The organism is Helicobacter sp. NHP22-001, assembly GCF_030270165.1.
GTDB classification, from domain to species: domain Bacteria; phylum Campylobacterota; class Campylobacteria; order Campylobacterales; family Helicobacteraceae; genus Helicobacter; species Helicobacter gastrofelis.
Genome location: NZ_BSWS01000001.1, coordinates 335,796 through 358,292, shown reverse-complemented (window position 1 = coordinate 358,292; position 22,497 = coordinate 335,796). Strand labels below are relative to the sequence as shown.

Annotated in this window: 25 protein-coding genes; 8 read left to right on the top strand and 17 right to left on the bottom strand. The window is 47.3% G+C overall.

Going from position 1 to position 22,497, the window contains the following annotated elements:
- The gene (locus QSJ47_RS01875; RefSeq protein ID WP_285602239.1) at positions 1 to 1,887 is read left to right on the top strand and encodes a mechanosensitive ion channel family protein; all 1,887 of its coding nucleotides are present in this window, start codon (positions 1 to 3) and stop codon (positions 1,885 to 1,887) included.
- 1,682 nt (positions 1,888 to 3,569) lie between these two features.
- Positions 3,570 to 3,980, top strand: a complete 411-nt coding sequence (locus QSJ47_RS08255) for a methyl-accepting chemotaxis protein (protein WP_502875105.1) — start codon at positions 3,570 to 3,572, stop codon at positions 3,978 to 3,980.
- 57 nt (positions 3,981 to 4,037) lie between these two features.
- On the opposite strand, the gene rplS is transcribed toward QSJ47_RS08255, so the two are convergent.
- Genes rplS through rpsP form a run of 5 tightly spaced genes read right to left on the bottom strand, consistent with a single transcriptional unit; the run spans position 4,038 to position 6,278 of the window.
- Entirely contained in the window at positions 4,038 to 4,397 is a 360-nt protein-coding gene (gene rplS, locus QSJ47_RS01865; RefSeq protein WP_221272032.1) for a 50S ribosomal protein L19, read from the bottom strand.
- On the bottom strand, positions 4,394 to 5,128 hold the full coding sequence (trmD, locus tag QSJ47_RS01860) for a tRNA (guanosine(37)-N1)-methyltransferase TrmD (protein WP_285602237.1): 735 nt from the start codon (positions 5,126 to 5,128) through the stop codon (positions 4,394 to 4,396). The genes rplS and trmD overlap by 4 nt, the downstream gene beginning before the upstream one ends.
- The gene (gene rimM / locus QSJ47_RS01855; protein WP_221272533.1) at positions 5,128 to 5,646 is read right to left on the bottom strand and encodes a ribosome maturation factor RimM; all 519 of its coding nucleotides are present in this window, start codon (positions 5,644 to 5,646) and stop codon (positions 5,128 to 5,130) included. Before rimM ends, trmD begins: the two co-directional genes overlap by 1 nt.
- The gene (locus tag QSJ47_RS01850) at positions 5,636 to 6,025 is read right to left on the bottom strand and encodes a KH domain-containing protein (RefSeq protein WP_221272030.1); all 390 of its coding nucleotides are present in this window, start codon (positions 6,023 to 6,025) and stop codon (positions 5,636 to 5,638) included. Before QSJ47_RS01850 ends, rimM begins: the two co-directional genes overlap by 11 nt.
- A gap of 19 nt (positions 6,026 to 6,044) precedes the next feature.
- Positions 6,045 to 6,278, bottom strand: a complete 234-nt coding sequence (gene rpsP / locus QSJ47_RS01845; RefSeq protein WP_285602236.1) for a 30S ribosomal protein S16 — start codon at positions 6,276 to 6,278, stop codon at positions 6,045 to 6,047.
- 131 nt (positions 6,279 to 6,409) lie between these two features.
- On the opposite strand from rpsP, the gene QSJ47_RS01840 reads away from it, so the two are divergent.
- Entirely contained in the window at positions 6,410 to 7,462 is a 1,053-nt protein-coding gene (locus tag QSJ47_RS01840) for an NAD(P)-dependent alcohol dehydrogenase (protein WP_285602235.1), read from the top strand.
- Between the two features lie 31 nt (positions 7,463 to 7,493).
- Here QSJ47_RS01840 and QSJ47_RS01835 read toward each other — a convergent pair whose 3' ends face one another.
- Positions 7,494 to 7,916, bottom strand: a complete 423-nt coding sequence (locus tag QSJ47_RS01835) for a hypothetical protein (RefSeq protein WP_221272027.1) — start codon at positions 7,914 to 7,916, stop codon at positions 7,494 to 7,496.
- A gap of 190 nt (positions 7,917 to 8,106) precedes the next feature.
- On the opposite strand from QSJ47_RS01835, the gene QSJ47_RS01830 reads away from it, so the two are divergent.
- From QSJ47_RS01830 to QSJ47_RS01810, 5 genes are all read left to right on the top strand, one after another.
- Positions 8,107 to 8,472 carry a hypothetical protein gene (locus tag QSJ47_RS01830; protein WP_285602234.1) on the top strand — a complete coding sequence of 122 codons (366 nt, stop codon included), beginning with the start codon at positions 8,107 to 8,109 and terminating at the stop codon, positions 8,470 to 8,472.
- A 433-nt stretch (positions 8,473 to 8,905) separates the two neighbouring features.
- Positions 8,906 to 9,460 carry a YceI family protein gene (locus QSJ47_RS01825; protein ID WP_053829318.1) on the top strand — a complete coding sequence of 185 codons (555 nt, stop codon included), beginning with the start codon at positions 8,906 to 8,908 and terminating at the stop codon, positions 9,458 to 9,460.
- A gap of 6 nt (positions 9,461 to 9,466) precedes the next feature.
- A complete protein-coding gene (hemL, locus tag QSJ47_RS01820; protein WP_221272026.1) occupies positions 9,467 to 10,780 on the top strand; it encodes a glutamate-1-semialdehyde 2,1-aminomutase in 1,314 nt (437 codons plus the stop codon).
- Complete coding sequence (locus tag QSJ47_RS01815) at positions 10,758 to 11,030, top strand: AtpZ/AtpI family protein (protein WP_285602233.1); 273 nt, start codon at positions 10,758 to 10,760, stop codon at positions 11,028 to 11,030. The genes hemL and QSJ47_RS01815 overlap by 23 nt, the downstream gene beginning before the upstream one ends.
- Positions 11,030 to 11,416, top strand: coding sequence for a hypothetical protein (locus QSJ47_RS01810; protein ID WP_285602232.1), 387 nt, complete (start codon positions 11,030 to 11,032; stop codon positions 11,414 to 11,416). Before QSJ47_RS01815 ends, QSJ47_RS01810 begins: the two co-directional genes overlap by 1 nt.
- On the opposite strand, the gene QSJ47_RS01805 is transcribed toward QSJ47_RS01810, so the two are convergent.
- From QSJ47_RS01805 to QSJ47_RS01755, 11 genes are read right to left on the bottom strand one after another with little or no spacing between them, the layout of a single operon-like run.
- Positions 11,397 to 12,236 carry a thiamine-phosphate kinase gene (locus QSJ47_RS01805; RefSeq protein ID WP_285602231.1) on the bottom strand — a complete coding sequence of 280 codons (840 nt, stop codon included), beginning with the start codon at positions 12,234 to 12,236 and terminating at the stop codon, positions 11,397 to 11,399. The two genes, QSJ47_RS01810 and QSJ47_RS01805, sit on opposite strands and share 20 nt — an antisense overlap.
- A complete protein-coding gene (gene nadC, locus QSJ47_RS01800) occupies positions 12,236 to 13,060 on the bottom strand; it encodes a carboxylating nicotinate-nucleotide diphosphorylase (RefSeq protein ID WP_285602230.1) in 825 nt (274 codons plus the stop codon). Before nadC ends, QSJ47_RS01805 begins: the two co-directional genes overlap by 1 nt.
- Positions 13,057 to 13,185, bottom strand: a complete 129-nt coding sequence (locus QSJ47_RS01795; RefSeq protein ID WP_260321611.1) for a hypothetical protein — start codon at positions 13,183 to 13,185, stop codon at positions 13,057 to 13,059. Before QSJ47_RS01795 ends, nadC begins: the two co-directional genes overlap by 4 nt.
- Positions 13,178 to 13,975 carry a phosphatidylserine decarboxylase gene (locus tag QSJ47_RS01790; protein WP_285602229.1) on the bottom strand — a complete coding sequence of 266 codons (798 nt, stop codon included), beginning with the start codon at positions 13,973 to 13,975 and terminating at the stop codon, positions 13,178 to 13,180. Before QSJ47_RS01790 ends, QSJ47_RS01795 begins: the two co-directional genes overlap by 8 nt.
- On the bottom strand, positions 13,975 to 14,496 hold the full coding sequence (locus tag QSJ47_RS01785) for a helix-turn-helix domain-containing protein (RefSeq protein WP_285602228.1): 522 nt from the start codon (positions 14,494 to 14,496) through the stop codon (positions 13,975 to 13,977). The genes QSJ47_RS01790 and QSJ47_RS01785 overlap by 1 nt, the downstream gene beginning before the upstream one ends.
- Positions 14,480 to 15,028, bottom strand: a complete 549-nt coding sequence (locus QSJ47_RS01780; RefSeq protein WP_285602227.1) for a hypothetical protein — start codon at positions 15,026 to 15,028, stop codon at positions 14,480 to 14,482. The genes QSJ47_RS01785 and QSJ47_RS01780 overlap by 17 nt, the downstream gene beginning before the upstream one ends.
- On the bottom strand, positions 15,019 to 15,891 hold the full coding sequence (gene mqnP, locus QSJ47_RS01775; RefSeq protein WP_221272018.1) for a menaquinone biosynthesis prenyltransferase MqnP: 873 nt from the start codon (positions 15,889 to 15,891) through the stop codon (positions 15,019 to 15,021). The genes QSJ47_RS01780 and mqnP overlap by 10 nt, the downstream gene beginning before the upstream one ends.
- A 36-nt stretch (positions 15,892 to 15,927) precedes the next feature.
- Complete coding sequence (locus QSJ47_RS01770; protein WP_285602226.1) at positions 15,928 to 17,184, bottom strand: ComEC/Rec2 family competence protein; 1,257 nt, start codon at positions 17,182 to 17,184, stop codon at positions 15,928 to 15,930.
- The gene (dnaB, locus tag QSJ47_RS01765) at positions 17,168 to 18,682 is read right to left on the bottom strand and encodes a replicative DNA helicase (protein WP_221272016.1); all 1,515 of its coding nucleotides are present in this window, start codon (positions 18,680 to 18,682) and stop codon (positions 17,168 to 17,170) included. Before dnaB ends, QSJ47_RS01770 begins: the two co-directional genes overlap by 17 nt.
- A 16-nt stretch (positions 18,683 to 18,698) precedes the next feature.
- Positions 18,699 to 21,044: a DUF7494 domain-containing protein gene (locus QSJ47_RS01760; protein ID WP_285602225.1), complete on the bottom strand. Its 2,346-nt coding sequence runs from the start codon at positions 21,042 to 21,044 to the stop codon at positions 18,699 to 18,701.
- Positions 21,044 to 22,489: an NADH-quinone oxidoreductase subunit N gene (locus tag QSJ47_RS01755; protein ID WP_285602224.1), complete on the bottom strand. Its 1,446-nt coding sequence runs from the start codon at positions 22,487 to 22,489 to the stop codon at positions 21,044 to 21,046. The genes QSJ47_RS01760 and QSJ47_RS01755 overlap by 1 nt, the downstream gene beginning before the upstream one ends.
- Positions 22,490 to 22,497: the final 8 nt, after the last annotated feature.

Below are 22,497 nucleotides of genomic sequence, written 5' to 3'. Positions count from 1 at the left end.
ATGCGTTTTATCGCTTTGCTTTTTTTAGTGGTTTTTGTGGGGTTTGGGCGGGCTGAAACCCACGAAGGCGGGGACTTAGATTTAGTGGATTTGCACCTTTTATTAAAGCAAATCAACCAGCTCAACCAAGTCATCACCCGCTACCAAAAAGACCCCAGCAAGCACACGGAAGTTTCTTTATACAGCGACCAAAGAAACGAGTTGATGCACACTTTTGCATTGCAACTTTTAAACACACGGGAGCGGATTGGCATCAATATTGAAGAAAACGAAAAACAACAGCACGCTTTACAAAAGGCACTTTTAAAAAGCAGTAAAAGCAACGACATTTACACTTACTTTACAGACACGCTCCAACTCAAAAACCTAGAAGTTGAAGCGGACATGTATGGCTTTTTAAAAAAAATCCGCACCTCCACCGACTTTTTTAGCCAAGAGAAAGACATTAAGTCTATCAGCGCCTCTTATTTAATCAAGCTAGAAACTTATGCAGCCAAAACCTACGCTGTTCCGGATCGCTTGGAAGACATCAAAAAGCACGAACTGCAAAGTGCCCTAGAGCAGTATAAAATCAAGTTACAAACCTACATCGATGTGTTGCGCTACATCCAACAACACCCTAAAGATGTCCTTGCCAAGAGCGTTATTTTTAACATCAACATGCAATGGGTATTAGAGCGCATCGCCGGGGCGATTAACCACATTTTCCCCGACATGAACGGCTTACAAAATGCTAAAATCTTGCTCTCTTTAGGGCTCTTGGCGTTCTTGCTCGCTTTGCGCCAGCTTGTAACAGCCCTCTTTGTCAAAGCCCTTGATTATTGTGTGCGCTTTACCCGTAAGAATGCCAACATCAACATCCAAGAAAAAATCCGCAACAGCATTCTAGCCCCCATCTCCACTTTTTTATTCATCTACAGCTTTGACATCTCTATAGACATTCTCTACTACCCCCACCCTGCCCCTGCACGCTTTGATATGTATTTGGGCGTGGTGTATATCCTGCTTGTTGCATGGTTGGTGATCGCTCTATTTAAAGCCTATGGGGCGGCGATTTTAGCCACTCTAGCCTCGCGCAAAAATGGTTTTCGTAAAGAAGTCGTCAACTTGATCTTAAAGATCGCCTACTTCTTTATCTTTGTCCTCACGATTTTGGGAGTGCTCAAACAACTAGGCTTTAATATCTCTACGATCATCGCTTCTCTTGGTATCGGCGGATTAGCGGTGGCTTTGGCGGTTAAAGACATGTTGGCTAATTTCTTTGCCTCTGTGATTTTGCTCTTAGACAATTCTTTTAACCAAGGCGACTGGATTGTGTGTGGCGATGTGGAGGGTACGGTTGTGGAAATGGGGCTTAGACGCACCACAATTAGAGGGTTTGACAATGCCCTTTTCTTTGTGCCTAACTCCGAATTGGCTGGCAAATTTGTGCGCAACTGGAGTCGCCGTAAAATGGGGCGACGCATTAAAATGATCGTGGGGGTTACTTATAGTTCTTCGCAAGAAGCCCTACAAAAATGCGTTTTGGGGATTAGAAACATGCTCTTAGAACACCCCCGCATTGCCAAAGGCGACGATTTAGACAAGATCTCCAAACAACAACTCAGCGAGCACCACGAATACCTCATGGACCGCCAAAATATTGTTTCTGTCAATGATTTAATGGGTTACAAGGCGGATTTATTTGTGTATGTGGATAGTTTTGGAGATAGTTCTATTAATATTTTCATCTATTGCTTTTCTAAAAGCATTGCTTGGGAGGAGTGGCTTGCCACTAAAGAGGATGTGATTTTTAAAATCATGGGAGTGGTGGAAGAGTGTGGCTTGAGTTTTGCTTTCCCCTCACAAAGTATCTATATTGAAAGCATGCCAGCACCCCATGTTTAATCTATACCCAATAGCGGAGGACATTTATGTCGTTTCTTAAAAACCTCAAACTAGGTGCTAAAACAGCCTTAGCCATTTCTTCTATCTTAGTTTTATCGTTCTTGACTTTGGGGGCGTATTACATCAAGGAAATCACCCGCGTTCTAGTTAGAGGTGCGAACGACACGGTGAAAGTGCGGGCTATCAGCCAAGCGATCAACATTTCCCTAGAACTCAAAAATGTGAGAGAATCCTTGAGCGACTACGCCGACTATTTTTCAGGGGATGGCTACACCTTCATTAGAAACTCCAATGGGGCAGAGATCATAGACAATATCCGCAAGCTATGCACCCATAACGAGTTTGTGCGGGGCGCATATTTGGTGTTGGTTAAAGACGGCAAACCCTTATTCAGTTACGAGGTGTCCCAACAACACAACCATGACTTGTTCATAGAAAGAAATGGCATCAATGTTCTTAAATCCCCCCTTGTCGCCAAAGTGATCCAAACACAAGCCCTAAACCGCACAAGTAGCGAGATGACAACCTTATCTGGTGGGGCTACATACTTTGGTTTCACCATGGCTGCTCCTATTTTTGATCAGCACCGCCAGTTAAGGGCTGTTGTCGCTGTCTTTGTGAGCTTTGATTACATCCAAGGACGCTACTTCCCCCAAAATATAGGGGAAAATGGATTTTTAGTGGGTTCAAGAGATCGTATTTTTGCCATCAACCGCAACCACAAATTGCAAGGGCAGTCCTTCACAAAAATCATGCAAGCCAAAGAGGCGCGGGTTGTCGTGGATTTTAGAAGAAACGGGCAACCGGGCCAGAGTCTTATCACCTCCTTTTACTCCGATGTTTTGCACGAAGATATTATTTTATCTTTGCATGTCTTTAGACCCTACGGGCAGCTCATGGACTACAATTGGGTGGTGGGCTCTGCCATTACAAAAAAGAAGGTTTATAGCCATGTACGCCATGTGCAGCTTGCCATCCTTGCCATTGGGCTTATATCTCTCATCGTAGCCATCGTTGTGATGGTTTTTTACATCCGTTTGCAAATCGTGGCGCGTATCCATAGAGTGATGAACACGCTCACCAGTTTTTTTAGACTCTTAAACCACGAAGAAGATGTTGAATTGAAGGTTTATCACTCCAGCCAAAACGATGAACTCGGCTGGATGCTAAACTCCATTAGCTCCAACATCACCAAAATCCAACAGGTTTTCCATAATGACAATGCCGCCGTTGTGGAAACCACAGAATTAGCCCTAGATATGCAAAAGGGCATCATTGTCGCTAAAGAAGCGCAAAGCAAGGCAAACACCCCCAAACTCTCCGAACTCATCAAGGTAATGCACTCTATGGTTGAAAACTTAGAGAAAAAAGTGGGCTCGGATTTGAATAAAATTTTATCAGTGGTGCATGCCTACCAAAATTTGGATTTTACCCCCCAAATTGAAAATGCAAAGGGTGAGATTGAAATGTCCGTCAATCAACTAGGTTCCGAGATCATCGATATGTTAAACACCTCTCTAGCTTTTGCCAACCAGCTCAACACCAAAGCCCTAGATTTAAAAGAGAGCATGGAAAAACTCTCTTCTAGCTCGACTAAACAATCTGCCGAAATCAAACAAGCCACACAGAACATTGAGGGAATCACGCAAAACATCACCGATGTGAGCGCAAAGAGCGATGAGATGATCGCCCAAAGCCAAGACATTAAAAGTATTGTGGAAATCATTAGAGATATTGCCGATCAAACGAACTTATTAGCTCTAAACGCCGCCATTGAAGCCGCTAGAGCAGGTGAGCATGGACGAGGCTTTGCAGTCGTGGCTGATGAAGTGAGAAAACTCGCCGAGCGCACCCAAAAGTCTTTGAGTGAGATTGAAAGCAATATCAACGTATTGCTTCAAAGCATTGCCGACAACTCGACAGCCATTAAAGCGCAAGCCTCCGCAGTGCTAGACATCAATAAATCTATGGGGCAATTTGATGCGAGCTTGACACATAACTTAAAAATCGCCCAAAATTGTTTAGGCATCAGCCAAGAGATCGAACACATCGCTAGCGATATTTTAGAAGACACGGGTAAGAAAAAGTTTTAAAGAGGGGAGGGGCGAGCCCCCAAAATCTGCAAGCTAAAAGACTAAAAACGGGGAGTTTTAAGCTGGCTTACGCACTTCCCTAATGCGCGCAGCTTTGCCCTTTTTGTGGCGCAAGTAGTAGAGTTTGGCGCGGCGCACCCGCCCCACCCTTAAAACCTCAATGCTCACTAAACTTGCCGAGTAAAGAGGAAAAATCCGCTCCACGCCCACGCCGTTCGCACCGATTTTACGGACGCAAAAGGTCTTGCCGACCCCATTACCCCTTAAGGCGATGCAAACGCCCTCAAAGTTTTGGGTACGCATTTTATCGCCCTCTTGGATACGGATGCCAAGACGCAGAGTGTCGCCGGCTTTAAAGTGGGGGGGTTGTGCCTTGATTTGAGCGTCCTCAAAGGATTGCAAATAGCGGTTTTTCATTTGGATGAACCTTTCTTGTTGTTTTGGCAGAACTTCTGCAAAGACCTATCTAAGCAATAAAGGGGGGGACGAAAATACTTAGTCCTTTGGATAGATAAATCGTGCATAATCCCCCCTATTTTGGCATGGTTACCCTTTGAATACGCTGAAATAGTCGGCAGTTGCGTACAGCTGGGCTTTTTGGCTAGGTTATAGGTGTTGGCAAAGTTGGGGGCTTCTAAGAGATTTTGGCTAAAACTCTCTTTCTCTAGCGAGTGGGCGTTGCCTAAAGTCCCCTTTAAAAGCCGCGCCACGCTATCGCACACACACAAGGCGGGCAACTCCCCGCCTGTGAGCACGAAATCCCCCACGCTAAAGACCTCATCGGCGTGGGTTTCTATCAAGCGCTCATCAAAGCCATCGTAACGGCCGCAGATGAGGATTAGGTGTTGGTGGGTGGCAAGCCTTTGTGCGTCTTGTTGCGTGTAGGGCTTGCCCACAGGGCTTAAGAAAATCACATGTCCCTTTTCTAGGCTCTCTAGGGCGTTTTCCACCATGTAGGGGTCTAAAATTTGCCCCGCCCCCCCGCCCACTAAGGGGAAGTCCGCCCGTTTGAATTTATGGGGCGAAAAGGGGCGCATGTCCACCAAATTAAGGCTAAAAATGCCCTGCGCTAGCGCGCGCTTTAAAATGGAGTCCTCAAAGTAAAAAGAGAGTAAGTTAGGGAACAGGCTAAGGATGCTAAAGCGCATTAACTCTCCTCTAACAGCCCTAAAGCATCTTTAGTGTGGATACGCCTAGCCTTTAAGTCTGTGCCCACAATATAGCGGGGGATGTAGGGGATTAAAAATTTTTTAGTGGGGGCTTGCACCTGCAAATAATCCACCCCTGCTAGACTCTCCACCCCCAAAACCACACCCAAGACATCGCCCTCCTCCACCACTTCTAGCCCCACCAATTGAAACGCCAAAAACTCCCCCTCTTGCAACTTGCAAAGCCTTAGCGTCTCTTCCTCACTCATTTTAAGGGTACTGCCTGTAAGCTCTTGCGCTTGTTCTCTTGTGCTCACCCCCTCTAAGAACAGCAAAGAGGTTTTAGGCTCGTAGGCGTGGATTTGGTAAGTTTGGGAGGGCTTTAGGGGGCTAGAGACCTGCACACTTGCCCCTAAAGTTAAACACTCCAAACAATTACTTTGTAGATTGAGTTTGAGCCCGCCCTTTAAGCCCACAGCCCTCCCAAGCAGCCCCACAACCAAGAGATTAGAGCACATAGGGGTTTTTAGCTGCCACGACCACGATTTTATAGCTAAAGCCATCCTTTGCCTTGACTCCAGAGATAAAGGCTTTGAGCGCGCTCACCATTTTGCCATCCTTGCCGATCACCCGCCCCATGTCCAGCGGATTGGCGTGGATACAAACCTCCTTAACCCCCGGCTCGATGAGGCGCACCTGAACCTGCAAGACCTGCGGGTAGGTTACAATCTTTTTACAATACTCGGCGACAAAAATCTCAATGGGGTAACCTTGGTTTTCTTGGGGGTTGGGGGCTTCTTTAGGGTTTGTTGGGGCTTGCTCTGTGTCTATTTGGGGGGATTCTTGGGGGTGGCTCTCCTCCACAAGGTTTTCTAAATCGTCTTGTGGCTCTGGCATGTGCACCCCCTCCCCAAGCTTAGGCTTGTTGTTTAGAGAGTTTTTCCACCCTCTCGCTCATTTTCGCCCCCACGCCTTTCCAATAATCTAGCCTTGCATGGTCGATTTGCACCACTTTGGGGTTGGTCAAGGGGTTGTAATACCCAATGGATTCGATCCAACCCCCATCGCGGCGTTTGCGTGAGTCTGTAACCACAATGCGGTAAAAGGGCTTTTTCTTGCGTCCAGTGCGGGTAAGTCGTACAATTGTCATGGCGTTCCTTATCATTTGTTGCAAATTTTCCATTATAGTGCTTTTTTCTAAAAGAAAGCTTTGTTTAAGCAAAATCCCCATTGTCTTTTATTTTGCTACAATAAGGGCTCATTCTAACACAAAGGATTCTCATGTCTGCACGCATTGAAGCTAAAGGTTTTGCAATCCATTCTAAAGAGGGCAAATTTGCCGAACACCACTTCACCCGCCACGCTGTGGGTGAAAAAGATGTGTTGATTGATATTCATTACTGCGGGATTTGCCACAGCGACATCCACTCTGCCTACAGCGAGTGGCATGACGGCATCTACCCTATGATCCCCGGTCATGAAATTGCGGGTGTGGTTAAGGAAGTGGGCGCACAGGCACGCAAATTTAAAGTGGGGGATAAAGTGGGTGTGGGTTGTTTTGTCAATTCTTGTAAAGAGTGCGTCCCTTGCAGTGATCACCACGAACAATTTTGCAAAAAAGCGGTGTTCACCTACGATTGCAAGGACTATTTTCACAATGACGAGCCCCACATGGGAGGGTATTCTAATTGTATTGTGGTGGATGAAGACTACATCATCCGTGTCCCCCACGATGCGCCCCTAGAAAAAGTCGCCCCCCTGCTCTGTGCGGGCATCACCACCTACTCGCCTTTAAAATTCTCTAAGGTCAAAGAGGGTTCTAAGGTGGGCATTGCCGGCTTTGGCGGGCTGGGGCATATGGGCTTGAAATACGCCTTGGCAATGGGGGCTGAAGTGAGCGTGATCGGGCGTAGCGAGGCTAAAAAAGAAATGGCGTTAAAAATGGGCGCAAAACACTATTACAGCGATGTCAAAGACGCAAAGGGGGCAAATTTAGATCTCATCATCTCCACCATCCCCACCCCCTACAACATGGCAGATTATTTAAATGTGCTCGCCTATGGGGGTGAATTTGCCATTGTGGGCTTGCCTCCAAGAGACAAACCCATCACCCTCAGCGCCTCTAACTTTGTGTGGCATGCCAATAAAAAAGTCTATGGCTCACTCATTGGAGGGATTAAAGAAACCCAAGAAATGCTAGACTTTTCTGTTTTGCACAACATTTACCCCGAAATTGAGCTGGTTACAGGCAAAGATATTGACAGAGTGTATTACGATCTCACCCACTCTAATGCCCAATTTCGCCATGTCATTGACATGAAAAAGTCGTTTTAGACTTCGCTAGCCTCCTTGGGAGCTTAGGGGGCTAGTAAAGCGTTACATGCTCGGGTTTACAAAAGAGCACGAGCTCTTTACCATCGTTAAGGCGGTATAGGTCGATGTGCCCCTGATCCAAGATAAAATCCACACCGCAATCGCTCACCGCCACCTCCACACGCACCATGCGTTCCTCTTTGGGATCGCGCTTCATGGTTAAAATCCGCCCCGTGAACGCCATAGGATCTAGGATCAGTCGCTGTGTGAAGTTTGGGATCAGCACTTCTAGAACTTTTAAAATAATGGTGATGTCATCATCAATTTTGCAACTCTCCACCTCCGAATGCATGCATTTGGCTTGCACCACGACATCTTTAGCTTCAAAGTGTATGCGCCAACGCCCTTGTCCCCTTTCATGTAAAGAAATCTTGCCTCGGATGCGGTTTTTTACATAAAGACTTGCACTTGGCATAATTTTCCTTCTTAAGCATTGATTTTAAGAGTTTAGCAAAATATAAACAACTGCGATCGGCAAGATAAGCAAATATTTGGCGTTTTGGCGTTTTTACACAGAAATTTATATTTCTGCTAAATAGAAATTTACTTTAAAAACACCATTTTTAGCCGATCTAGGGGTCTATTTTTCTTGTAAGGAGTTTTTTATGCGTAGCCGTTCTTTGTTTGTGAAATGGGGGGGGGGGGGGGCGATAGCCGCTCTCTTGCTTGTGGGTTGCACCACTAAGATTGCGAGCATCAACCCAAATCAGCCCATGACAGGGCATGTCAATCCTGTGCTTGGGTATGCTTGTAATAATTTCACTTGGCCCTATGGTAAGGCGGATGACTTGAAGCAACAAGCCTTGCAACAAGCCCAAAATCAAGCAAATCGTTTTGCTGAAGCAGCGGGGGCGAAGGAAGGCGAGTTGATCAATGTTACGGTCAAAAAAGAGATGTGGCCTTGGTTTTGGTGGCTCTTGGGTTCTAAGTGTGTAAAAGTGGAAGGCTACGCACGCCCCAAAGCGGATTAGCAAACTTAAGTTCTCGCCCCAAGAGAGACTCATAAAAGGACTAACCCTCTTACCGCTCTAGCACTTAGGGGCATGCGCCCCTTGGGGGCAGTTGGGGGCAATGTCTTAAAAATCTCAAGTTGATTGTAAATGGCTTGGGGGATTTTAAGCGGTGCGCTGTGGCAACTTTAAAGACTGCACACACAAACCTGATTTTTTCAAAAACCTCTAACACCCAAGTTTCCCCCTCCAAAAGGGCAACTTTAAAAACGCTCGTGCTCTGTATTTCCATATACACAATTTTAACGCAGAACCTCTTATTTCTAGGGGGTGTGTTTGTTTTTGCGTATTTTTACGCCACTTTGAGGGGGCTGTGCGTCAAGACAGCCTAAAAGCCCTTAAAAAATCTTGTTTTCATGCTATCATGGGTGGGTCTAAATTTTAAGGAGAAGCAATGAAAAGATTAGCAATCGGCATGTTTTTGGCTTATGGTTTAATGCACGCGGCGAGCCTAGACACGAGCAAGGCGAGCATGGAGTTTACGGCGTTTAAAACGGCGCACAAGGCGGGCGTGAAGGGGACTTTTGACCATGTGGTTTATAAATTTGGTAAGGACACCTCCAGCATCGCCAAAACCCTAGATAAGGCGAGCGCAACCATCAATGCCGATCAGTTGGATCTGCACGATGCAACCAAAACTAAAAATGTCAAAGAAGCGTTTTTTGATCTCTTTAAAGACAAAACCCTCAAAGTTATTTTTAGAAATGTGGTGGAGGGCGACAAACAAGGCACGATTTTAGCTAGTGTGCGCATGAATGGCAAAAGCGTGAAAGTGCCCATGAGCTATAAAATTGAAAACAAAGAATTGGTCGCTACGGGCGTGCTCGACATTTTAGAATTTGGTTTGAGCAACGAGTTTAAAGAACTTGCTAAAAAATGCAGTGCACAGCATGAAAAACTCACTTGGTCGCAAGTAGAAATCAGCTTTAAAGCCCCCGTTAAAGAATAGGCAACAATGACGAAAAAAGAGTTGGAGCACCCGCTCTTGCACAGCATCAACGATTTTAACGAAGCCAAACAGGTGATTGTGGGAGGGGTGAACTCCCCCGTGCGGGCGTTTAAGAGTGTCGGGGGCGTGCCCCCCTTTATCTTTAAGGGGCGAGGGTTCTCCCTCTTTGATGTGGATGGCAACACCTATGTGGATTTCGTGCAGAGTTGGGGGCCCCTGCTCTTTGGGCATGCCGACCCTGAAATTGAAGAGCAAGTCATTAATACGCTGCAAAAGGGCTTAAGCTTTGGTGCGCCCACTGAGCTAGAAACCACTTTGGCAAAAAAGATTGTGGTGGGCTATGAGGGCGTGGAGAAGGTGCGCTTAGTTAGCAGCGGCACAGAAGCCACGATGAGCGCGATCCGCCTCGCAAGGGCATTTAGCGGTAAGGACGACATTTTAAAGTTTGAGGGCTGTTACCACGGGCACAGCGACAGCTTGCTGGTGAGCGCAGGCAGTGGATGCGCTACCTTTGGCAACCCTTCATCTTTAGGCGTGCCCCACGACTTTAGCAAACACACCCTAGTCGCCCGCTACAACGATTTAGACTCGGTTAGGGCGTGCTTTGAGGCGGGCAATGTGGGCTGTGTGATCATTGAGCCCATTGCGGGCAATATGGGGCTTGTGCCCGCTACGCTCGAGTTTTTACAAGGCTTGCAAGAGCTTTGCAAAGAGAGGGGGGCGGTGTTGATCTTTGATGAGGTGATGAGCGGCTTTAGGGCGAGTGCCAGTGGTTCGCAGGGCTTGCACCATTTAGTCCCCGACTTGGTAACTTTTGGCAAGGTCATTGGGGGCGGACTACCCCTAGCCTGCTTTGGCGGACGGCAAGACATCATGGACTTGCTCGCCCCTGTGGGTGGGGTGTATCAAGCCGGGACTTTAAGCGGCAATCCCGTAGCGGTGGCAGCAGGTATTGTGGCGTTGGAGAAAATCAAACGACAGCCCAAGCTGTATGAACGCCTAGAGAAGCTAGCTAATCAGTTTTGCGAAGGGCTAAGACAAGCGGCACACGCTTGTGGTTTTGCTTTGCAAACCTGCGTTAGGGGGAGTATGTTTGGATTTTTCTTTAGCCAAAAGCAAGTGTCAAACTTTGAAGATGCTAAGCAGTCTAACACTGCCCTTTATGCGCAGTTTCACCAAAAAATGCTACAAAAGGGCGTGTATCTGCCCGCCTCCGCCTTTGAAACAAGCTTCATCTGTAGCCCGATGGACGCACCCATCATTGAAGCCTGCTTAGGCAAGGCGCAAGCGAGTTTTTATGAGCTCCAACACGGAGTCTAAACCCAAATTTAAACCCGTGGTGGAGGGGGCGAACGCCTTGAGTCTAGGCATTTCTATCGTTGTCGCCCTCTTGCTTGGTATTGGGGCGGGCTATGGCTTGGTGAAATTAACGGGTATTGCGTGGCTCTTTTGGCTAGGCGTGGCTTGGGGCGTGGGGGCTGCGATTTTAAATGTCTACAAAGCCTACAAACAAGCTAAAAAAGAGCTAGACGAGCTGGCAAACGACCCCAAATACAAACCCCTAGCCTGATGTGTTCTTATCTGTGCGCCTTGCTCTTACTGGGCTTTAATGCGCTGTGTGCCGGGGGGGTGTTTTGCTTCTTTGGTGCGCTAGGGGTGCTAAGCTTTGAAGGGGCGTTTTTAAGCTTCTTATTGATTTTACTTACCGGCTATCAACAACTGAAAAACAAACTACAAAGCACCAAAGAGTCCATGCCTTCTAAGTTCTTTGCCTTTGGTTTGGGGCTGCAAATCTCATTAGGCTGGCTAAAAATCCTTGCCTACGGGGTGTTTTTAGGGGGGTTATTTGGCTTGCTAGAGCTGAAACTCTTAGTGCCCGTGGCGTACTTCGTGGGGCTTGGGGCGTGCTTGGTGGGCGTGGTGGTCTTGCAAGCCCTTAGGCGTGCCAAATCTTAGGGCGGTAATGTGAAAGCCCATAAGCCACTACCCCCACAAAGTTTAGCCGCACGCGGTGTTGCTTAGCGCGTCTCATTAAGGTCAGCTTGTGCCTAGGGGGCACGCTTAAGAGCAGTTCATACTCCTCTCCGCTCAAATAGGCTTTGTTGTGTGGTGTGTCAAGTTTGCACGCCAATTTATTGAGCTTGGATAAGCGGTTGCACTCGGCTAAAAGCCCGTCTGAAATGTCAAGCCCGGCATGCACGAAGGGGCGCACGCTTAAAATGAAGGGCAAGAGGTTTTGTAGTCTAGGGCGGGCAAATTTGGATTTAGGCGACACCCTGCCCCCCCTTAAAAGAGCCCTTAAGTCCTTATCGCTTTGCCCAAGTGTGCCCGTATGCACCAATAAATCCCTAGGGCGTATTTTAATGCGCTCTAAAGGCTTAGTGCTCTTAGCGATTAAAGTAACGCTTAGGCTCAAATGCGCCCCCAGCGTGGTGTCCCCGCCCACAATTTTAATCTTAAACTCTTTGCACGCCCGAGCTATCCCTGCGACTAGTTGCCTCATCTCGGCTAACTTGCACCCCCTAGCAAGTTGCACGCCCAGCAAAGCGTATTTAGGGCAAGCTGCCATGGCAATGGCATCCGAGATATTCACACACATGGCTTTATACCCGATTTGGGTGTAACTTAACCACCCCCGTTTAAAATGCACCCCCTCGCTAAACATGTCAAGCATGTAAAGGGCTTTAGAGGTATCTAACAACACCGCGTCATCGCCCAGCCCCCACACCACCCCGCTTTGCGCGAGGGTGTTTAAAAAGCTTGTTTCTAAATCCACTAAATTTTAAAGCTAAAATCCACCCACACCGCTTGGTGGATGAGTGCGCCGCTGCTAATGGCATCCACTCCACTTTTAGCGTAGGCTTGCACGCTTTCTTCAGTGATGTTTCCGCTTGCCTCCAAGAGCACTAGGGGGTAATTTTTATTGCGCTCGGCTACGACCTCTTTAATGCTCTCAATGTCCATGTTGTCGCACATGACAATGTCCGCCCCCGCCTGCATGGCATCACACGCCATGGCAACGGTGCTTGCCTCAATCTCGATCTTAGCCGTCCATGGGATTTCTTGGCGGGCTTTGGCGATGAAGGCGTGTAAATCCCCGATGTGGGCTAAATGCGTGTCTTTCACCATTAAAGCGTCATCTAGCCCTATGCGGTGGTTTTTTGCCCCCCCGTTACGCACAGAATACTTTTCAAACACCCTTAAAAGCGGGCGGGTTTTGCGCGTGTCTAATAGGCTGATGGGTAAGCCTTGAATGAGGCGCACAAAGCTTGCTGTCTTGGTGGCGATCCCACTGCTGTGTTGCAAAATGTTTAAGAGCACCCGCTCAATCTGCAAGAGTTGCCGCCAATCCCCAAAGACTTCTAATAAAATTTGTTTGGGGCTGAAACTCTCTTTGTCTTGGATTTTCCACGCATATTTTAACCCAAACATCTCTAGCAACTCAGTGGCGTAAACTTGCCCTGAGAACACCCCGCGATCTTTAGAGAGCACCACCGCTTGCACCTCTTTAGCCTCCACTAGGCGGGCGAACAAATCCCCTGCGCCCAAGTCCTCCGCCAAGCAATCCTTTAAAAACGCTTGTATCTGTAAATCTTTCATGACAGCTCCATCATTTTATCTAGGGCGGCCTTCGCCCATTTAGCCACGCTACCCTTTTGGTAAAAATGCACCACCAAGAGCGCGTCTAAATCCTTTAAAAGTTGCTTGATTTGGGCACTACCCATGCAGTGCGCCTATGGGCGTGGAGAAGAGCACCTTTTGCCCCATACTTGCGTTTAACGCCACATGAGGCACAAAGAGCACAATCGTAGAGCCCATTTCAAAACGCCCCAATTCTGCGCCCTTTTTAAGCGCAATGGGGGGGTTGTAGGTGTAGATTTGGGGCTTCTTGTGTATTTTGGCGTTGGTGTGGATGTGCATGTCAAAATTTAATACAATCTGCCCCACATTGAGTGCGCCCACCGCCACGAAGTATAAAACCTGCCCCCTAGAGTCTTTAGCCACCACCACCACCCGTTCGTTGCGGATGAAGAGCTTTTGGTGTTTCTTTAAGGCGGGGGTATTTACGGGCAAAAGCTCTCCGCAAAAGTGGCGCACCTCTGTAATTTCTAAATCACAAGGGGCGTGGAAGCGGTGGTAATCTTTGGGCGATAAATAGAAGTTGCAATAGCTGTAGTTTTCTAATTGCTCTCCCTTGCCCAGTAGTTCATTAACCCGATAGCTCATGCCCTTAATCTGTAGGGCTAAATTGTCTTGCACCGCCCCGCAAGTGCTGATGGTGCTGTCGCAAGGGGCGATGAGGACATTGGGGTTAGCGTCAATGGGGCGGGGGGTGGCTAAAGCCCTTGTAAAAAGGGCGTTTAAAGTGGGGTAGCTTTTAAGGGGGGCAAAGCCACCTAAATCGATGTTAAAAAGGCGGACATAAATAGAATTGATGAGCCATTGAACGGGGGGGATGAAGGCGCACCTAGAAAACTTGCCAAAGAGTTTTGAAAGGGTGTTGCTCTGTGCCACTATTGCAAATCCGCCAATTTCAATACAAACTCAATCTGCCCCTTGCTGATGCGCAATTCTTTGGCGATGGAGTCGATGCTATGCCCATCTTGAAAAAGCTGAATGACCCGCTTTTCGTCAATGTCATCGCTGCCCGGGGTGAAGTGCCCGAGCTCTTTAAATTTATTCTCCAGCACGATGATTTTTTCCTCCAAATAGTCCCTATCCTTGTGCATGGTGTCTTGGATTTCTTGCAAATGGTTGTAGAGATTAGTTAGGTTCGTGTTTAAGTTCGTGTTGACCTCGTTTTTAACATTGGTGCTGATGTTGGAGGCGTTGAACTCGGCTTGCATTTCGTTTTCTTGTATCCACTTGCGGATTTTGTAAATCTCTTGGTTGATGGTATCTAGGGCTTTTTCGAGTTGCTTGGTTTTGCTCGCAAACTCTTTGTCTTTCAAGTGGCTGTAGGTGACCAAACACACAAACACCAAAACCACCCCTCCCCCCGCAATCCACAGAACTTCATTAAAGCTCAAGTCCATGCATAGCCTTTCTTTCATTTAAACTTTCTAATTCGCTTTGGGCGATGTGGCTATCCCACTCTTTAATGTCGCTCGCGTGCATGCGCTCCACACTTAGTAGCATGGGCGTAAATGCCCTAGCCACAAAGCCCAGCCTTTTATAGGGGGTTTTGGGTAGTTTTGTGCGCATGTAATACAGCTCCCCCTCTTTTAACCCCCCGCTCTTAACGCCCAAAATCCCATGCCCTAGCACGCCAATCACCCCCACCCCCTCCAAGGGCAAGTAGACCCTATCCTGCTCGTGCAAATACCGCTCAATGCGCTCTAATTTTTGGTAAATCTCGCTTAGGGCTTTAAAAATGATGTCCTCGCGATCTTTGCCATAAAAAACCTCCCACGGGGCACTAAAGCCCCCCTCGCTTTGGCCTAGTTGCAAATACTCGCTTTCATGTTCGGGCTTTAAAGGGGCAAATTCTAAAGGCAAAGCCACCGCTACAAGGCGGGTGTAAAAGCCAAATGCCACGCAAGCGCGCTTGCACGCCTCTAAATCCAAGCCAAGCCCCTATCCACGACAATAAAACCCAAAAACACCACCCCCAAATACCCATTCGTCACAAAAAACGCCTTGGGGATATTCCTAAAGTCTTTGAGCACTAGCCACTGCTCGTAAATCAAAATCATAAGGCACACCCCCACACCTAGCCAAGCCACGCCCCCTAAGTGCGCGCTTTTAGCAAAGAGAGCCCAAAAGAGCACGGCTAAAATGTGGCACGCCCTAGACACCCACAGCGTGGTTTGTGCGCCAAAGATTGCGGGCACCGAGTAAAGCCCCTCTTGTTTGTCAAACTCCATGTCTTGCAGGGAGTAGAGCAAGTCAAAACCCGCCACCCAAAACGCCACCCCCAAAGCCAGCCACAAGCTCCAAAGCGGAATTGTGCCCAGCACCGCCACCACGCCCGCAATGGGCGCCAATCCCAAGCACACGCCCAGCACTAAATGCGCCAAATAGCTAAAGCGTTTCATGTAAGAATAGCCCGCTAAAATCGCCAAAAAGGGCAGGGAGAGTTTAAAGGCAAGGGCATTGATGGCATAGCTCACACCCACAAAGCCTAAAGCATTAGCCACACAAAACACCCGCAAGGTGGTGAGCGAAATGCGCCCATCCACGCTCGGGCGGTTCTTGGTGCGCTCGTTTTTAATGTCGAATTTGCGATCGGCTAAGCGGTTAAAGCCCATGGCAAAGTTGCGCGCAAAGAGCAAGGCCAAAGCGCATAGAAACAAAGTCTGCACGCCCTCAACAAAGCCCAAATGCGCCTGCAAGCCCGCCACCACAAGGGCGATTAAAATAAACATACCTGAAAATATGGTGTGCTCGATCGCCACCAAATAGCCTAAAAGCTTGAGCTTTTCTAACATTAAAACCTCTTTAAAAGCCCCTATTCTAACATAAAATTACAAAATCAACAGATAGAGCAAAAAGCCCACCCCCACTACGCCCACCCCCACCCACGCCCAAAAGAAACGCATAGCTAAAAGCGACAAGCCCACATAGGCGCATAAAAACCAAGCGGGGGTGAAAAAACTTTTTAAATGCAAGGGCAAGCGCACCAAAGAGAGCAAGTAGGGGTCTAATAATCCACCTAAATGCAGGGCGTGCAAGATCAAAACCGAGGGGAAAAACACCACGAACACGAAAGAGAGCAAAATGATGCCAAGTTGCGTAGCCCCAAAGGGGGCAAAGAAAAAATGCACTAAGGGCAACATTAAAATAAAAATGCCGGCATTAAAGAGCAGGGCGTAGAGCCATGCGGGCATTTTAGGCATGTGCTTGATAAAGAGAAAGATATAAAACACCCCGCCCACAGACAGCCAAAATCCGGCGGAGCGCACCAAATTAGGGAATAAGGCAAGGCAAAGAAGCGCGCTTAAGCCCAAGAGCCAAAAGCTCACAAGCTCCAACCCTCCATAGACCAAGACAAAGCCCAAGAGTGCCATGACATATGCCCTTAAAAAAGCGGGTTGGAAGTGCAGTAAGATTAAATACCCAAAGAGAGCCATTAACACCACGGCCATTAGATCAAAATAGCGGTTTCTGTAGGGGAAATAGCGTTGTTGCAAAAATTTATAAGGCGGGCTTAGTAGGTAAAAGAAAAACGCGCTCAGCAAGCCTAAATGAAACCCGCTGATGGCAATTAAGGGGCTTACCCCAAAACCCACGACCACCTGCCTTAAGCGTTGGTCCAAAGGGTCGGCTAAAAATAAAGTCCTATAAAAGTTAGCCATGAGCAGGTTTTGGTGCTGTTTGTTGATGAAGGCGCGCCAGGGGGCGGTGGGGTCGCTTTTGTTTTCTAGGGAGAGTTTCAAGGTGTGAAAATAGCAATTTTTAAGAAACTGCCAAAAGGAACACCGCCCCATTTTGCCCCACGCGCGCACGAAGTGGTGGGTTAAGTCCTTGATGTCCTCTTCACTCGTGATGTAAAAGTGGTTGTTGTGCGTGTCTTGTAGTTTCAACACAAAATGGCCATTTTTAGGATATTGTAACAACACTTGAGCGTGCAACTCTAGGGGTTTCTTGCTTAAAAAGACTTTGTATTGTTGGTGCTTCACACCAAAAGAGAGGGCGCATAAACTGAGCAACAACAGCAAGGCAAAAATCTTTTCTTTTGGGCTTTGCAGAAGGGGGATGGGGTTATTAGAAGGGGCAATCATCGCCCCATCCACCATCTATGGGGTTTGGCATGTTAAAGTTGCTTGGCATGCCATCGCCCATGTTGATGTTTGTGGGCGTTTGATCACCCTGTGGCTCTTCTCCCTCTTTGGGGATGTCGCTAAAGCGAGTGTAAATCTTGTCAAAATGGACTTTCACCGTGCCAGTCCCCCCATTGCGGTTTTTGGCTAAAATTATTTCGGCTTGCTCCTTTTCGTAGCGCAGACTGTCTTGCAATGCATTAAATTTTTTCTCTAAATTCTTTGCCTCCTCCACCTTGCCTTCCTTGCGCAACTTCGCTACTCTGTCATTGTGTTCTCTGTGCTTATACACCGCATCGCGGTAAAGAAACAAGACTTGATCGGCGTCTTGCTCGATCGCTCCACTTTCTTTTAAATCCGACAAAATCGGGCGTTTGTCCTCTCTGCTCTCTAGTAAGCGGTTGAGCTGTGACAGAGCAATGATGGGGATATTAAGCTCTCTAGCCAAAATCTTTAGCTCCCGGCTGATTTTGGCGATTTGCTCGTGGCGGCTGTCCTCCCCATCGCCCCTCATGAGCTGCAAATAGTCAATGATCGCTAGGGCAATTTCGGGGTGTTCGTGCTTGAGTTTACGCAACTTAGAGCGGGCTTGGCGGATGTTTAACAGCCCGGCATCATCTATGTAAAGCGGTTTATCGTAGATTTGTTGTGTGTGTTTGGTGAGCCTCTCCCACTCATCTTCGCTTAAATTGCCATTTTTGATGTTGTGTAGGTGTAAATTCGTGTAACAAGAGAGCATGCGCATCATGAGTTGCTCTGCCCCCATCTCTATGCTAAAAATTGCCACGCCTTGGTTGTGGTTTAAGGTGGTTTTGGCAAAGTTGAGCACTAGGCTAGTCTTTCCCATGCTCGGGCGTGCCCCAATGATGATTAAATCACCGGGCGAAAAACCCCCCGTGAGTTCATTGAGCTTTAAAAACCCCGTGTCTAGCCCTATGAGTTTTTCATTGCCCCTAGCTTTCGCCTCCGCAATCATTTTCAAGGTGTCTTTCAATACCTTAGCCATGTCCTTAAAGCCCGTTTCTACATTGTCCAAAGAGATTTGATAAACCTTGCGCTCAATGCTGTCTAGGATGTCTGCGGTGGGGCGGTCTTGTTGGCACAGCTCACGGATTTGCAGGGCTAGGCGCATTAAATGCCGTTTTGTGGAAGCCTCTTTGATGGCGTGGATATAGCTTCTTAAATCCGCTAGGGGATTTGTTTGCATCACCAAAGCCAAAGCGTCTAGGACTTGTGGATTGCCCTGTGCCTTTTTCTCTAAAAACATGGCACTTATGGGCTTTTGCTCGGCGTGTAGCTGACTGCAATACTCAAAGAGCTTGCCATGGGCGGGGCTAGAAAAGTCCTCACTTTTAAGCTGACTAGAAAAGTCCTCAAATTGTTGGCTGTCTAATAGGGCGGAGAGCACCACCCTTTCCATCAAAATCAAGTCATCATCGGTGTGTGAAGTTTCTAACATAGTGCTGCTTATTGACCTACTTTAATAAATTTAGAGCTTGTTGGCATAAGTCTTTCCAAGCTGAAGATTGTTTAATGGCAACGCAAGCTTGAAAGGTCTTTTTAGCTCCCTCTTTGTCGTTCTTTTGGCGCTGTAAGGTCGCCTTGTTATAAAGGGCGCGTTGGCGTTCTTTAGGCTCAAGCTTTAGGGTTAGGAGGGCATCGCTTTGTTGCAAAGCTTCTTGGATTTTGCCCTCTCTGCTTAGTGCGCTGATGAGCTGGTTTTGGGCATAGGGAGTGTAGCTGTTATTTTCGTAGCGCCTTTGCAAGGCAAGAAGGCTTTTAGCGTAAAGTTCTAAAGTTGTAGGGTTATTCTTGCCCCGCTGCTCGCTCTCTAAAAGCAAGGCATACACTTCAATCATCCGTTCATCATCCTTAAATTCTTTTTGTAATTGGCTATAGACTTTAAAAGCTTCTTGGGGGTTATTGGTTTTCATATAGTCTAAAAATACGGTGAAGGCGATGTCGTAGTACTTGGGCTGTTTTTTAAGATTGGCTAAAGTCAATGCATCCTTAGCCGCCAGTAAAGAGTTTTGGTAGTCATTTAAAGCGTAGAGGTTGCGCCCCTGTCTATAAAGCCAAGGGAGTTTGTCAATGGGTTTATCTTTTATAGCTGTGGTTGAAAAAATAGCGGCTTTGTCGTAAAGGGCATTTTCATACAAACAATCAAAGGCTTCGATTTGTTCTTCATCGTTAAAGCCGTGTGGATTGATTTTATCCATACGCACTAAGTAAGCACTAAAGCTTTTACAATCGGCCTCTTTTAGGGCTTGACGCTCTTGTTGCAATAGGGCTTCTTGCATAGCTGGGGAGTCTTTAGGGAGTCCCATATTTAAAACTTGGCTGTAGTAGTGGCGCTCTAAGAGCAATTTAGCCTTATACTCTAGGGCTTTTCGGTGCTCTTTAGAGGTTTTGGGGTAATCTTTTAAAACTTGGTTGTAGCGATCTAACTTTTCTTTATAATCCCCACGCATGGCAAACAAGACTTGCTCATCTCTAGCTTTAACCAAGGCGATGTGGATCACATTGGTGTAATTGTCTAGGTATTCTAAATTCGCAAAGTGGGCTTCGTTGGGTTGGTTGTTTTTAGCGTAGAGAAAGCCCAACTCAAAAGCAGCCTTTTCTTGGATAGTCTTATCGCTATCATCGTGGGAAAGCAAAGTGGCGATTTTAATGGCTGGACTGAAAATGGATTGTGTTTTTAAAGCAATGAGTAGATCGTAGGATTGGCTTGGGTGTTTCATGAAGTACTCAGGGTTGCCATAGATGATTTTATTTAAAATCAAGGTGGCGTTCTTGCCTCCATTGTCTACATCAAAAGACCCCCAACTAAAGGCGATTTGGCTCGCACTCTCAATGTCCTTAGCCTCACTATAGGCCTTTTGAAAGAGGGTGAGTGCACCAGAGCGATCCCCGCCACTAGCGGCTTGCTCGGCTAAATGCATTTGGGCTAGGGGGGTGTAGCGGCTGTCTGGGTATTCATCAATGATGCGCTTGTAGGCTCTGGTGGCTTGGATGGTGTAGTTGATTTGGCTATAGGCATTGCCTAACAAATAGAGAACATAGGGGATTTTGGGGTCTGAGGAGTAGAGTTTGATCCACTGCGTGGCGATTTGTGTTGTTAGGTCTTGCTTTTTTTTGAGTGCACTCAAGGCGACAATCTCGTAAAAATACAAGTCTTTCTTAAAAATGCTATTGGGGTAAAGCCTAAAGATCCGACTAATGGCTTCTAAGCCCTCCAAGTAGTCGCCATTTTTAATGAGTTGTTTTAAGGCTAAATACTCTTCTAAGTCTTGACCTTGGGAGTAGGTTAGGGGTCTATTGTCGACATCTAATTCTTGGATATAGGGGGTTTGCGCCCCATTTATAAGAATAGGAAAATTTAACCCCACATTGCTAGGGGCGCTGGGGTCTTTGGGGGTCAAAAACGGCAGTTGCTTGTAAAAGCCCACCACTTGCCACACCTTAGAAATTTTGAGTTGGAGTTTTTGTATGGGGATGCTCTGTTTGTAGTCGTAGGGGAGCGCAAATAAGGCTTCTTGGAATTTGGGTCTAATGTGTAAATGGAAAATAAAATTTTTCATTTCGTAGGACACTTTAAAAAACTCTGTTTTAAAGGGCATGAAACCGATCTTAGGCACGGACGCAATTGTGCAAGTGATCTCTACTCTAGGGTATTTAATGAATTCGCAGGCGAAAGGTTTATCGTTTTTAAGGGTCAAGGTGGCGAAATTGGAGTCCTTCTCCCGCCCCTTGGTTACGCTCAAATCAAGGGCGTGCAAAAAGGGCAAGAAGGCGCAAAAAAGGGCAAATAGGCGCAACATCAAGCTTGGCTAGAGTTTAAATAAAGGCGCAGCACAAAGATAGAGAACACGCACAAGAATGCCATCGCAGTGCTGACGCTATAAAGGGCAGGAGTGGCGTTTGTGGCGGGGGTGGTGCTGGGGGCTTTAAAGAACATCGCCACGAGCAAGCGCAAATAATACACCGCGCTCACCGCACTATTGAGCACCATCACAATGGGTAAAAAGACTTGGTGTTGGTTAATCACCTGCTCTAAAACCATCACCTTGCCCCAAAACATGGAAAAAGGGGGGATGCCCGCAAGCGAACATAGAAAAATTGCGCTTAAGATCGCTAAAAGGGGTTTGGTTTGGATTAACCCATTAAAACGCTCATAAGGGTAAGTGTAGGTGTTTTGTTTCGCGTCCTCTTGGTTGGTTACCATCCACAAAATCGCAAACGCCCCGATATTGGTGATTAAAAACAAGAGCCAATAGCCAAACAACGCCCCCGCGCCACCTGCCACGCACGCTAAGGCAAAGCCCGTATGCGAGATCGAGCTATAAGCCATCATGCGCTTGACATCTTTTTGCAAGAGCGCCATGGCATTGGGGATTGTGATCGTGAGCGCAATGAGAGCCGTGTAAAGGTTTTCAATGACAAAGGATTCAGTATTCATAAAGGCGTAAAGCACCCTTAACATCACCACTAGCCCCGCCATTTTGGGGACAATGGAGATGAAGCCGGCAAAAACGGGGCTATTGCCCTCGTAGATGTCGGGCATCCAAGTATGAAAGGGCACTAAGGACACCTTAAAGCCGATCGCCCCTAGCATGCACGCCAAAGCGACAAAGAATAGGGGTAGGGCTTTGGGCTCGTGGTGGAAAAACACGCTCCTTAGCCCATCGCCCACCCCGCTTAAGTCTAAATGCCCCGTGAGTAGGTAGAGCAAAGCCACACCCAGCACAAAGAACACCCCCGCTAAGACACTCATAGTGAAGTATTTCACCGCCGCTTCTAGCCCCGTTTGTTTGCCATTAAGTGCCATGAGAACACACATCGCCAAAGATGCGCTCTCTAGCCCCAAGAAAATCAAGAGCAAATGATCGGTAGAAACCATGAGCGTGAAGCCGCCCACCATAAAAAGGTAAAGGGGGTAAAACTCGGGGGTTTCAAACTCGCTAAATTTCTCTTTGCTTAGGGCTAAGAGCAGCAGGAGCAAGCTTGCTAGGGCGATGAAAAGCTGTCCGCTCAAAGACGCGCCATCGGTTAAGAAGTCGCCCACGCTATCTGTGGGGGGGTTGTAAAAGGCGATCCACAGCACGCTAAAGGTAAGGATCAGCCCGGCGATTGCCACGCTTAAAGGTTTAGAAAAGCCCCTGACATTTAAGAGCAGCAAGAAAATCCCGCCCCCTACGCACAGAAATAGGGGCATTAACACTTGTAGGTCTAACTCGGGCATGAGAGATGAGATCAAGGGATTCATTGTCTTTC

Excerpts from the sequence above, each read along its gene's own strand:
- dnaB (WP_221272016.1), bottom strand. The coding sequence starts at position 18,682 with ATGTTAGAAACTTCACACACCGATGATGACTTGATTTTGATGGAAAGG.
- QSJ47_RS01785 (WP_285602228.1), bottom strand. The coding sequence starts at position 14,496 with ATGGACTTGAGCTTTAATGAAGTTCTGTGGATTGCGGGGGGAGGGGTG.
- QSJ47_RS01815 (WP_285602233.1), top strand. The coding sequence starts at position 10,758 with ATGAGCTCCAACACGGAGTCTAAACCCAAATTTAAACCCGTGGTGGAG.
- QSJ47_RS01835 (WP_221272027.1), bottom strand. The coding sequence starts at position 7,916 with ATGCCAAGTGCAAGTCTTTATGTAAAAAACCGCATCCGAGGCAAGATT.
- rimM (WP_221272533.1), bottom strand. The coding sequence starts at position 5,646 with ATGTGCTCTAATCTCTTGGTTGTGGGGCTGCTTGGGAGGGCTGTGGGC.
- QSJ47_RS01850 (WP_221272030.1), bottom strand. The coding sequence starts at position 6,025 with ATGCCAGAGCCACAAGACGATTTAGAAAACCTTGTGGAGGAGAGCCAC.
- QSJ47_RS01810 (WP_285602232.1), top strand. The coding sequence starts at position 11,030 with ATGTGTTCTTATCTGTGCGCCTTGCTCTTACTGGGCTTTAATGCGCTG.
- QSJ47_RS01830 (WP_285602234.1), top strand. The coding sequence starts at position 8,107 with ATGCGTAGCCGTTCTTTGTTTGTGAAATGGGGGGGGGGGGGGGCGATA.
- QSJ47_RS01770 (WP_285602226.1), bottom strand. The coding sequence starts at position 17,184 with ATGATTGCCCCTTCTAATAACCCCATCCCCCTTCTGCAAAGCCCAAAA.
- trmD (WP_285602237.1), bottom strand. The coding sequence starts at position 5,128 with ATGCGCTTTAGCATCCTTAGCCTGTTCCCTAACTTACTCTCTTTTTAC.
- QSJ47_RS01875 (WP_285602239.1), top strand. The coding sequence starts at position 1 with ATGCGTTTTATCGCTTTGCTTTTTTTAGTGGTTTTTGTGGGGTTTGGG.
- QSJ47_RS01760 (WP_285602225.1), bottom strand. The coding sequence starts at position 21,044 with ATGTTGCGCCTATTTGCCCTTTTTTGCGCCTTCTTGCCCTTTTTGCAC.
- QSJ47_RS01825 (WP_053829318.1), top strand. The coding sequence starts at position 8,906 with ATGAAAAGATTAGCAATCGGCATGTTTTTGGCTTATGGTTTAATGCAC.
- mqnP (WP_221272018.1), bottom strand. The coding sequence starts at position 15,891 with ATGTTAGAAAAGCTCAAGCTTTTAGGCTATTTGGTGGCGATCGAGCAC.
- nadC (WP_285602230.1), bottom strand. The coding sequence starts at position 13,060 with ATGAAAGATTTACAGATACAAGCGTTTTTAAAGGATTGCTTGGCGGAG.
- QSJ47_RS01840 (WP_285602235.1), top strand. The coding sequence starts at position 6,410 with ATGTCTGCACGCATTGAAGCTAAAGGTTTTGCAATCCATTCTAAAGAG.
- QSJ47_RS08255 (WP_502875105.1), top strand. The coding sequence starts at position 3,570 with ATGATCGCCCAAAGCCAAGACATTAAAAGTATTGTGGAAATCATTAGA.
- hemL (WP_221272026.1), top strand. The coding sequence starts at position 9,467 with ATGACGAAAAAAGAGTTGGAGCACCCGCTCTTGCACAGCATCAACGAT.
- QSJ47_RS01755 (WP_285602224.1), bottom strand. The coding sequence starts at position 22,489 with ATGAATCCCTTGATCTCATCTCTCATGCCCGAGTTAGACCTACAAGTG.
- QSJ47_RS01795 (WP_260321611.1), bottom strand. The coding sequence starts at position 13,185 with ATGGGTAGTGCCCAAATCAAGCAACTTTTAAAGGATTTAGACGCGCTC.
- rpsP (WP_285602236.1), bottom strand. The coding sequence starts at position 6,278 with ATGACAATTGTACGACTTACCCGCACTGGACGCAAGAAAAAGCCCTTT.
- rplS (WP_221272032.1), bottom strand. The coding sequence starts at position 4,397 with ATGAAAAACCGCTATTTGCAATCCTTTGAGGACGCTCAAATCAAGGCA.